This window comes from Candidatus Methylomirabilis sp. (genome assembly GCF_028716865.1).
Taxonomy (GTDB): domain Bacteria; phylum Methylomirabilota; class Methylomirabilia; order Methylomirabilales; family Methylomirabilaceae; genus Methylomirabilis.
This window is the reverse complement of record NZ_JAQUOY010000048.1, coordinates 1-10,125: the sequence shown is the minus strand read 5'-3', so window position 1 is coordinate 10,125 and position 10,125 is coordinate 1. Positions and strand designations below refer to the sequence as shown.

Below are 10,125 nucleotides of genomic sequence, written 5' to 3'. Positions count from 1 at the left end.
CACGAACAGGTCCGGGTTCCGATCCCGATAGGAGGTATAGGCGATCTTCTTGCCATCAGGAGACCACCGCGGGGACAGGTTGATGGAGTGATTACCGGTGATAAGGAGGGGATTATATGCATCATAGTCCATGACATAGATCTCTTTGGCGCCGTTCACGGAGGAGACATACGCGATCCGCGAGGAAGCGATCCCCTTTTCTCCCGTCAGCCGGAAGACGATCTCGTCTGCCAGACGATGTACCATCGTCCGTAAGGTCCGAGGATCCCCAACGTATCGTTTCCCGGAAAGCATCTCGCCTTTCGTCACTTCAAAGAGCTGACCCTCCAAGACCAACTCGCCGCCGCGAGACGAAAGCCTTCCAACCACCACGGCTTGGACCTTCAGGGAGTTCAGTGCCGGTAATAACCCCTTCTCCTGCCCAAACTCGACCTGGGTGGCCTCGACCGGGAGGAACGACGGATCAATGATATCGAAGATCCCCGCACTCTTCAGATCGTCGGTCAGGATGGCGCCCGCCTGTGTGCCGAGATCCTCCGCCTTGGAGCCGATCTTCAGCCGCGGGAAGCCGACGACCGCAATGACAATCTTCTGCGCCTCCTTTCTGACAATATCGACAGTATATTTTTCCTCTGCGGAGGCAACCGACAGCGAAAGCATTGTTACAACAACAAATAGACCGAAGACAAAAAGCGCGCTACCGAAGCGCACGCAACGGTACGATCGCATCAGCTCTTCTCTCCCACAAATGTGAAACGCAGCTCAAGCGAAAGCGCCTCAGCCTTAAACAATGGAGGCAGCGGTGGCAGCGGGCTCGAGAGGCTGACGGCACGAACGGCCGAGTCGTCAAGCAGGCGGTCTCCAGAGGACGTCCCGACAGTCAAGTTACGAACCTGCCCGGAACGAAGGATTTTCAAAGAGACACTCACGCTGGCCGTCATACCGGGGCTCATCTTTGGCGGCGTCCAGTTACCAGTGATTTTATCTTGGATCAGGACGAAGTAATAGGCCAGCGCCGGATCGGTGCTCCCTACCGTCACCCCGGTTTCCGTAGCCACACCGAGACCCTGGCCCACTCCCGCTTTTGCAAAATCACTGACTGACGGCGTCATCACAGACTGGGAGATGGCAGGGGCAGAAGTCACCTGTGGGGCAACGATCTTTGGGGGAGCAGGGGGTGCTGCCACTGCAGGCGCAACAGGCTGGCGCTCGGATAGCCGGTGCCTGCCTGGCAGGGTCATCTCCTCGGTCCGCGTCGAGGCAGCGTGAGGTCGGACTGCTGGCCCCGGAACACTCGGCTTGGGACGCGATGGAAGCGTGAGAAGATCCCGTGGCTGGGCGGCCGCTTTCGCCGTTGGGGTCGCGACCTTCTGCCCCACCCGCAGAGGAGGACCAGGCTTCTGCGCCTTGCCTGTCTCCTGTAGGGACGCAAGCGTCACTTCGTAACTGACCGGTACCTTGAATGACGTACCGTGAAGCCACTGTGGGACATACACCACCGCGACCACCAGAAGTCCATGGAGCAAAAGCGAGAGGCCACACGAGGACGACACTTCCGGCACAGGAAGACGCCGTCCGATCGCTCCCACAGCCACGCTACCGTCCCTTCGCCACAGGAGGAATCGGTTCGGTCACCATCCCTAACCGTTCAATGCCGGCCTTCTTCACCGCATCCATGACCTTCACGACAACGCCGTAGGCCACCCCTTCATCCGCCCGAAGGAATACGGCAGCCTTTGCATTGCGCTGTCGAAGCCCGACAAGGATCCCCTCGAGCCGGGCAAGGGTGATGGGCTGATCATCCAGGTAGACGGCCTTCTCCTTGGTGACCGTCAGCATCAGCCGCTCCTCAGGCCCGACATTCTTGGCCTCGGTCTTGGGTACCTTGACATCGATCCCCCTGAGCATCATCGGCGCCGTAATGAGGAAGATGACAAGGAGGACCAAGACCACATCGACAAACGGCGTGACGTTGATCTCGGAGAGCGCACTGCCCCCGGGTCGCTCACCAGAACCTGTACCCGATGAAACCATCGCCGTCAGCGGCTCCTCGCCAGAATCCGTTCGGCCAAGGTGAGAAACTCCAGGCCGAACAGCTCCATCTCCGTCGCCTGCCTTCTGACCCGATTCAAGAAGTAGTTATAGGCAATCACCGCCGGGATGGCCGCCCCCAGTCCGGCCGCCGTGGTAATCAGGGCCTCTGCAACCCCAGGCGCCACAGCGCCCAGGTTCGCGGAACCCGCCTGACCAATGCTTGAGAAGGCATCCATGATCCCCCACACCGTCCCAAAGAGACCGACGAACGGCGCCACGTTGCCTGTCGTTGCCAGGAAGATCAGATTGCGCTCCTGTTGCGCAACCTCTTTCATCCGCGCATATTGAAGGGTCCGACTCACGAGTTCGAGCGGCTCCTGGTAAATAGGCATGTCCGCTGCCGCCGCTTTCGACTCATGGGCGGCAGGCCATTGGTTGGCGGGACCTTGGTTACCTTTCACCAGGCGGCTGAGCTCTTGGTACCCTTCCTGAAAGACACTCACAATAGGGCTTTTCGCAAAGCGTTTGGACTCTTCAAAGACGGCTGAGAGGTTTTTTGCCGATCGGAAGATCTGGAGAAACCGTGCCGATTCCTGGTGGCCTCGCCGGAATATGCGAAACTTCATGAAGATCAGCGTCCAACTCATCAGGGAAAAGCTCAGCAAAATGAGCAGTACGCCTTTGGCAACGAGCCCTGCTTGCACAACGAGGCTGACGGCATTCATCTCATGGTCCTTAATTGGTGCTTATACCACCACCATCTATCATGGTCAAGATCATTCAAGCGGCGCCTTCCCTACCCACCCGCTCATCCCGAGGCTCTTACCGGATTCCCCGCTGAACCTCCTCCGGCAGACTCGAGGTGTAGGAGTACGACTTGACGACCCCCCGTTCGGTAAGCTTGACATGCAGTTCCTTGGAGAGGGCCCGGCTCATGCCGCCCGCCCTCACATAGACCCACGTCCAGGTCTGATCCCCATCCTCGATCCCAACCTGGGTCGGGGAGCCGAAGAGCTGGAGCAGCTCAGCTCGCGTGGTCATCCCGTTCCTGATCATCGCCGCAGTAGGCGTCGGGAACTCCGCGCCCACCGAGACACACCCGGCAAGCAGCAGGATGAAACAGCCAAGGCTTAAGATACGTCGATGCGAGTTGCGCATCCTCCCTCCTCTTCTGGCAGGGTTAACAAGTAGACTCCTTTAGTGAGTACGCGCCCCATGATATGAGAGTCACGCGCGGCAAAGCCACACACTAGGGGCGGTCGAAGATGATGAAGTATTTACCGGAGTTACCGGACGATGCTTGGCAGGGAAATGCTTCCGTCCTTGCTATGAGGTCATCGCCGCCCAATTTCGCGAACTCCTTTCGAATCTTTGCGTGAACAAATTCTTCATCATCCAACTTTTCAGTGACCCCTGCCTTCGAGATACAATTCAGAGAAATAGAGTAACCCCTGGAACGTTGCTGGGCAATAATCTGTTCATGCAATTTGAATGAGTCACCCAGGGGCTGAAGAGTGAGAATAAATACACCTTGTACTTCCTTTGGCCCGACAGGTTTTGGTTGTCCGGATTCCACATTACTTTGCGTGTCTGCCGTTTGTTTCTTGCCGAACAGATTGCCCAGGAAGCCCATATTCGCTTCTCCTTTGAGTGAAATGGTTCCGAAGTTGCTGACCGCTGTAACCAGTATTTGGCGGTCTGCACCTCCGAGGTTCTCGGTTCCAGCTCAGAGTTTCTGTTGATGATTGTGAACGTGAATTTCTTTATGGCTGACTTCTTTTGTTCACTTGCGTAAATCTGTACGTCATGACCGCCGCCAGCGCCATAGGCGCGGCGCCTAGCGCTATGAACACAGCATCTCCCGGAAGGCGCAGCCATTCGAGACGGCGCACGAACGGCTGATTGAGAAACTCTGCGCCGCGTGCGTGCCAGTAGCCGTTGGTCAATACGTCCCACAGTTGGACGATACCGCCGGGGAGGAGGTTCAGCATTACCATCAGCGCCAGGCCGACGTTCAGTCCCCAGAACGACACGCGCACGAGTTTCTCCACGCGCTGCCACTGCTGGTCATCCAGCACCTGCCGGAATGCAATCACCATCAGCGCCAACGCCAGCATCCCGAACACCCCCATCATCGCCGTATGCCCGTGGTTCGTTGTCAGGATCGTGCCGACCTCATAGAAACTGATGACCGGTAAGTTGATGAGGAAACCAAATACACCTGCGCCGACGAAATTCCAGAAGCCGACCGCCATCAAGAAGTAGACCGTCCACTTATGCGGCAACGACACCGGCAGCTCACACACGCCACACTGGCTCTCGGTGAGCTGGATGAAGTCCCACGCATCCAGTGTCAGCAACGTCAGCGGCACGACCTCCATGGCCGAGAAGACGGCCGACAGGGCCATCGTGATGGTCGTCTGACCGGTCCAGTACCAATGATGTCCGGTGCCGATGATGCCGCTACCGAGGTACAGGATCGCGTCGAGATAGATGACTCGCTCCACGTTCGCGTGCGATATGACGCCCAATTGGAAAAAGATCAGCGCCACCATCACCGTCACGAATAACTCCAGAAATCCTTCGACCCAGAGGTGAACGATCCAGAACCGCCAGTTGTCCACGACCGACAAGTGGGTTGTGCTGCCGAAAAACATCGCCGGCAGGTAGAAGAGCGGGATAGCGAGGGCAGCATACAGAAACAGCGATGCGATGTGGCGCTGTTTCGGGTTCTGCCGCGCCGACGCCATGGCACGCACCAATAATACCAGCCACAGCACCAGCCCGACAACCAGCATAACCTGCCACGCCCGCCCCAAGTCCAGGTACTCCCAGCCTTGGTGCCCCAGCCAGAACCACAGGGAGCCGAGCATCTGATTCACCCCCAGCCACTCGCCCAATAAGCTGCCGGCCACGACCACCAGCAGAGCGATAAACAACAGGTTAATGCCTCGAACCTGCCCGCGCGGCTCGTTGCCGCCCAGTCCCGCGGCCAAGAACAGTCCGCCCGCAACGTACGCGGTCACAATCCAGAAGATCGCCAACTGCAAATGCCAAGTCCGCATGATGTGGCTCGGCGCGACGTGCGACAGATCTAGGCCGTAGAACGTGCCGGGATCGGCCCGGTAATGCGCAACCGCGGCGCCGACGATCACCTGCGCGAAAAACAACAGCGCCACCGTCGCAAAGAACTTGATCGTCGCCCGCTGGCTCTCTGTGGCTACGCCCGGCAACATCAGGGGGTGCACGTGCCCACTCCGGCCCTTCCAGCCGAGGAAATCAAACTTGCCGAACGCGACCAGCACCCCCGCGATCCCCGCCAATAGTGTGATCAAGCTCAGCGCGCTCCACAGAATCGCATCGGCCGTAAGCGTATTGCCGGCCAAGGGTTCGTACGGAAAGTTGTTCGTGTACGAGTAGGACTTGCCCGGTCGATTCGCAACCGACGCCCATGCCGTCCACGCGAAGAAAGCGGTCAGGTGTCGCAACTCCGCCGGGTCAGTGATGTACTTGGCCGGCAACCCTACGCTGCCCGCTGGCTCAGCGAAGTACGCCGTCCACCTCGCCACCTGCTTCTCGAACGTGGCCGCCTCCGCTTCCGTGAATGTCAATGTCCTGGTCTGCGGGTCGTAGTGATTCTGCTTCAACGCGGGGCCCGCTACTACCGCCAATGCGTGCAAATACTCCGCCGAAAAATCCGGTCCAAGATACGCCCCATGTCCCCAGACGGAACCGTTTTCCATCAGGCCGTACTTCAAGAACACTTCCTGTCCGTCTCGGATGTCGTCGGCCGTCAGGACGATCACACCGCCCGGGCCGGTCACCTTGTCCGGAATTGGCGGCGCGAAATAATAGGTACGCACCGCCAGCCAAACCAAGACAGTTAATCCAAAAATCATCGTGATAACGAGCGAATACCGCCACCAAGGGGAAAGATCCCCGGGGTTCGCCTTCATTGATTGCTCCTTTGGCCCATGTCATTGTCTTGCAGAAGCGGCGCGACGCCAACACTGGATCTGGTTCTGCTGGATTACCCGCTCGAAGCGCTGCCGTCGTGTCTTGAGAACGCTGTGTATGCCGCTCCTCCCCTTGCCTGGCGGCCGGTCTTCTGCCCGATGTTTCGTGGCCTCCCGGAAATAACACGGCCCCTCAGGACTCACCTTGCCCTGAAGGGCCGCACGCATTCCCTCAGCCTGCCATTGATCTGCTTGGATGGCGAATCGCCGCCCCTCAGCCTGCATCTCACCTCCGCGCAGGAGGACTCCATGAGATTCAACCTATGCTAAGTTGACCCTCGTAGGGATGTCAAGGGGAAACGAAAATTCCGCTTTCTTTTTCCATGGGTGACGATCACAATGACCTCAATAGCCACAGGCGTCATCAATGATCCAACCCCAACCGATCACTGGACGGCTGAACGCTGATAGCCGACTGCTGAATGAAGCCTTCAGCATCCAGCGATCAGCGTTCAGGTGAAGGAGCAGGCAATGAATCCCTTGCAAGCATTGCTCGATTATGGACAATCGGTTTGGTTGGACTATATCCGGCGAGGCCTTATCACCAGTGGCGAGCTGCAACGGTTAGTAGATGAGGATGGGCTCCGGGGTATCACCTCAAACCCCGCCATCTTCGAGAAGGCGATCATCGGGAGTACCGACTATGCCGAGGCCCTTACCCGTCTCGAGCAGCAAAGGGATCTGGACGCCAAGTCGCGCTACGAGCAGTTGGCAATCCAAGACATTCGAGATGCCGCCGATGTGCTGCGGCCAGTCTATGAGCAGACGAAGCGGCGGGACGGCTTCGTGAGCCTGGAGGTCTCGCCCTACCTCGCCCACGAGACGCAGACCACGATGGATGAAGCACGAAGACTGTGGCGGTTGGTCGGGCGCCCGAACGCGATGATCAAGGTCCCGGGCACCCCGGAGGGCATCCCTGCTGTTACGGCGCTCATCGGCGAGGGGATCAACATCAATGTCACCCTGCTCTTCTCCCGGCAGGTCTACGAGCGGGTCGCCGACGCCTACATCGCGGGGCTCGAAGCGCTCGTCGCACGAGGCGGCGATCCCGGCGCCGTCTCGAGTGTCGCCAGCTTCTTTATTAGTCGGATCGACACGGCCATTGATGCCATTCTCACGGCTCGGCTGAAAACCGTCACGCAGGCGAGTGAGCAGGCAACGCTCCAAGGCCTGCTGGGCAAGGTAGCCATCGCGAACGGCAAGCTGACCTACCAGCGGTATAAGGCGATCTTCAGCAGTGAGCGGTGGCAGGCGCTGGCGAGACAGGGCGCGCACACGCAGCGCGTATTGTGGGCCAGCACCAGCACGAAGAACCCGAACTACCGCGACGTGATCTACGTGGAGGAACTGATCGGCCTTGACACGGTGAACACAATGCCGGCATCAACCGTAGAGGCATTCCGCGATCACGGGCGCCCACGTTGTAGCCTTGAAGAAGATGTCGAGGGCGCGCGCAACATTATGCAGACGCTCGAACGGGCAGGGATCTCGATGACGGAGATCACTAACAGATTGCTGGACGATGGCGTACAGTTGTTCGCCGAGGCGTTTGACAAGCTGCTGCAGGCGGTAGACAAGCGGTGTCAATCGATCGTGGGCGTCATGGTCGACCAGACCTATGCGCTGCCCGACGATCTCGCCGCCGCTGTCAGGGCGTCGCTCGAAGCGTGGCGCGTAGGCGGTAAGGTACGAAGATTGTGGACGCGCGATGCGACCCTCTGGACGGGAACGGACGAAGGGGGGTGGCTGGGTTGGTTAGGGATCACCGAGGACCAGCAGGTAAGCGGGATCCACCTGCGGGCCATCGCTGAAGAGATGAGGTCCGCAGGGTTCTCGCATGCGCTGCTCCTAGGGATGGGGGGCTCAAGCCTTTGCCCCGAGGTGATGACCAGAACGTTCGGCAAGCAGGATGGCTACCCCGAACTGTACGTCCTTGACTCAACCGACCCTGCTCAGGTCAGGGCCTTCGAACGAAAAGTGGACCTGGCCAATACGATCTTCATCGTATCGAGTAAGTCCGGCACCACCCTGGAGCCGAATATCTTCACACAATATTTCTTTGAGCGCGTAGGGCAGGTCATCAGCTCCGAAAAGGCGGGAAGTCGGTTCATTGCCATTACCGACCCCGGGTCAGCGCTGCAACAGTTTGCTGAGTCCCAGCACTTCCGTCACATCTTCTATGGCCTGCCAAGCATCGGTGGCCGATACTCGGCCCTCTCCGATTTCGGCCTGGTGCTGACGGCGATCATGGGCGTGGACGTGCCGAAGCTGTTGGACCGCGCCGAGGAGATGGCACACGCCTGCGCCTCATGCGTCCCGGTCGAGGAGAACCCCGGCGCCGTGCTCGGTACCATCCTGGGTGTGCTCGCCACACACGGCCGCGACAAAGTCACCATCATCGCCTCGCCCGGTATTCGGCACTTCGGCGCCTGGTTGGAGCAACTGCTCGCTGAGTCGACCGGAAAAGCGGGGAAGGGGCTGATCCCCGTCGATCGTGAGTCGCTAGGTCCGCCCGAGGTCTACGACACCGATCGCGTGTTCGTTTACCTCAGAATGGCATCCGCCCCGGTTCCGTGCCAGGATGCGGCGCTGGATACCCTCGAACGGGCCGGTCAGCCTGTGGTCCGAATTGCCATAGCCGATCCCTACGATCTGGGAGCCGAGTTCTTCCGGTGGGAGATCGCGACCGCGGTGGCCGGGTCGATCATCGGCATCAACCCATTCGATCAGCCTGACGTGGAAGCGAGCAAGGTGGCGACGCGACAATTAACGTCGGCATACGAGAAGACAGGCGCAATCCCGTCGGAAGCTCCGATCATGCACGAGCGGAACATCACACTGTTCAGTGACGAGCAGAACGCTGCGGCGCTCAAGGAGGCCGCGGGAGCCGATCGGTCGCTCGTCGGGTATCTCAGAGCGCACCTGAACCGACTCGGACCTGGCGACTACTTCGCCCTCCTGGCCTATATCGAGATGAACGAAGCCCATGAACGCGCGCTTCAACTGCTGCGTCACGCCGTCCGCGACAATAAACGTGTGGCGACGTGCGTAGGTTTTGGGCCCCGCTACCTACACTCGACCGGCCAGGCCTACAAGGGCGGACCGAATACCGGCGTCTTCCTGCAGGTCACCTGCGACGATGCCTTCGACCTGCCTGTCCCCGGACATCGGTACAGTTTTGGCGTCGTCAAGGCCGCTCAGGCGCGCGGCGACTTCCAGGTCTTGGCTGAGCGGAATCGGCGGGTGTTACGAGTTCATCTCAGTGCTGACGTGCAGGCCGGTCTGACGTCGCTGTACGCGGCACTGCAACACGCATTACACTGACCGCTTTTTTCGCAAGAGGAGCACACACGATGCAACTCGGGATGATCGGTCTGGGCAGGATGGGCGCGAACATAGTCCGCCGCCTGATGCGAGGCGGGCATGAGTGCGTCGTGTTCGACGCAGATCCCGACCGCGTAAGAGCATTGGCGCAGGAGGGCGCAACAGCCGCCATGTCGCCGGATGAGTTCGTACGCGACCTCACCAGGCCGCGGGCGGCATGGGTGATGGTGCCGGCGGGTAAGCCGACGGAGCAGACCGTTACGGCGTTGGCACAGCAGATGGACGCGGACGACATCATCATCGACGGCGGCAACTCCTACTATAAGGATGATGTGCGTCGCGCGAAGGCGCTCCAGGCGAGAGGCATCCAGTACGTGGATGTAGGCACCAGCGGCGGGATCTGGGGACTGGAGCGTGGCTACTGCCTGATGATCGGGGGCGCAGCGCATGCGGTCGAGCGCCTGGAGCCGATCTTCAGGACGCTCGCGCCGGGACCAGGCGACATCCCGCGCACCCCCGGCCATGAGAAGTCAGGCGGCACGGCAGAGGATGGCTACCTGCACTGCGGCCCTGCCGGCGCCGGTCATTTCGTCAAGATGGTTCACAACGGCATCGAGTACGGCCTGATGCAGGCCTATGCGGAGGGCTTCGACATCCTGCGTAATGCGGTCTCACAGGACCTCTCTGAGGAGTACCGTTATGACTTCAACGTGGCTGACATTGCGGAGGTATGGCGGCGCGGCAGCGTCGT

The 10,125-nt window shown here is 59.7% G+C and carries 9 protein-coding genes and 1 pseudogene; 2 read left to right on the top strand and 8 right to left on the bottom strand.

Annotated features, from left to right (window positions below):
- The 8 genes and pseudogenes from PHV01_RS12645 to PHV01_RS12610 all read right to left on the bottom strand — a co-directional run.
- Positions 1–729: pseudogene (locus PHV01_RS12645) on the bottom strand (hypothetical protein); the annotation flags it as partial.
- Positions 729–1,595 (bottom strand): TonB family protein, encoded by an 867-nt coding sequence (locus tag PHV01_RS12640; protein WP_337291516.1) that lies wholly within the window; start codon positions 1,593–1,595, stop codon positions 729–731. The gene PHV01_RS12640 and the pseudogene PHV01_RS12645, both read right to left, overlap by 1 nt.
- Position 1,596: 1 nt before the next feature.
- Entirely contained in the window at positions 1,597–2,034 is a 438-nt protein-coding gene (locus PHV01_RS12635) for a biopolymer transporter ExbD (RefSeq protein ID WP_337291515.1), read from the bottom strand.
- 5 nt (positions 2,035–2,039) lie between these two features.
- Positions 2,040–2,759, bottom strand: a complete 720-nt coding sequence (locus PHV01_RS12630; protein ID WP_337291514.1) for a MotA/TolQ/ExbB proton channel family protein — start codon at positions 2,757–2,759, stop codon at positions 2,040–2,042.
- A gap of 97 nt (positions 2,760–2,856) precedes the next feature.
- The gene (locus tag PHV01_RS12625) at positions 2,857–3,192 is read right to left on the bottom strand and encodes a hypothetical protein (RefSeq protein WP_337291513.1); all 336 of its coding nucleotides are present in this window, start codon (positions 3,190–3,192) and stop codon (positions 2,857–2,859) included.
- 91 nt (positions 3,193–3,283) lie between these two features.
- Positions 3,284–3,667 carry a hypothetical protein gene (locus tag PHV01_RS12620; RefSeq protein WP_337291512.1) on the bottom strand — a complete coding sequence of 128 codons (384 nt, stop codon included), beginning with the start codon at positions 3,665–3,667 and terminating at the stop codon, positions 3,284–3,286.
- Between the two features lie 130 nt (positions 3,668–3,797).
- The gene (locus PHV01_RS12615) at positions 3,798–5,990 is read right to left on the bottom strand and encodes a cbb3-type cytochrome c oxidase subunit I (RefSeq protein ID WP_337291511.1); all 2,193 of its coding nucleotides are present in this window, start codon (positions 5,988–5,990) and stop codon (positions 3,798–3,800) included.
- Positions 5,991–6,011: 21 nt separating this feature from the next.
- Positions 6,012–6,275, bottom strand: a complete 264-nt coding sequence (locus tag PHV01_RS12610) for a hypothetical protein (protein ID WP_337291510.1) — start codon at positions 6,273–6,275, stop codon at positions 6,012–6,014.
- Between the two features lie 246 nt (positions 6,276–6,521).
- Between PHV01_RS12610 and PHV01_RS12605 the strand changes: the two genes are divergently transcribed.
- Together PHV01_RS12605 and PHV01_RS12600 are read left to right on the top strand one after the other, a co-directional pair.
- Positions 6,522–9,374 carry a bifunctional transaldolase/phosoglucose isomerase gene (locus tag PHV01_RS12605; protein WP_337291509.1) on the top strand — a complete coding sequence of 951 codons (2,853 nt, stop codon included), beginning with the start codon at positions 6,522–6,524 and terminating at the stop codon, positions 9,372–9,374.
- A 29-nt stretch (positions 9,375–9,403) separates the two neighbouring features.
- On the top strand, positions 9,404–10,125 hold a 722-nt coding region (locus PHV01_RS12600; protein WP_337291508.1), incomplete at its 3' end, for an NADP-dependent phosphogluconate dehydrogenase.

What these genes read in the sequence shown, in the direction of transcription:
- PHV01_RS12620 (WP_337291512.1), bottom strand. Translation starts at nt 3,667, where the DNA reads ATGGGCTTCCTGGGCAATCTGTTCGGCAAGAAACAAACGGCAGACACG.
- PHV01_RS12605 (WP_337291509.1), top strand. Translation starts at nt 6,522, where the DNA reads ATGAATCCCTTGCAAGCATTGCTCGATTATGGACAATCGGTTTGGTTG.
- PHV01_RS12635 (WP_337291515.1), bottom strand. Translation starts at nt 2,034, where the DNA reads ATGGTTTCATCGGGTACAGGTTCTGGTGAGCGACCCGGGGGCAGTGCG.
- PHV01_RS12610 (WP_337291510.1), bottom strand. Translation starts at nt 6,275, where the DNA reads ATGCAGGCTGAGGGGCGGCGATTCGCCATCCAAGCAGATCAATGGCAG.
- PHV01_RS12630 (WP_337291514.1), bottom strand. Translation starts at nt 2,759, where the DNA reads ATGAATGCCGTCAGCCTCGTTGTGCAAGCAGGGCTCGTTGCCAAAGGC.
- PHV01_RS12615 (WP_337291511.1), bottom strand. Translation starts at nt 5,990, where the DNA reads ATGAAGGCGAACCCCGGGGATCTTTCCCCTTGGTGGCGGTATTCGCTC.
- PHV01_RS12625 (WP_337291513.1), bottom strand. Translation starts at nt 3,192, where the DNA reads ATGCGCAACTCGCATCGACGTATCTTAAGCCTTGGCTGTTTCATCCTG.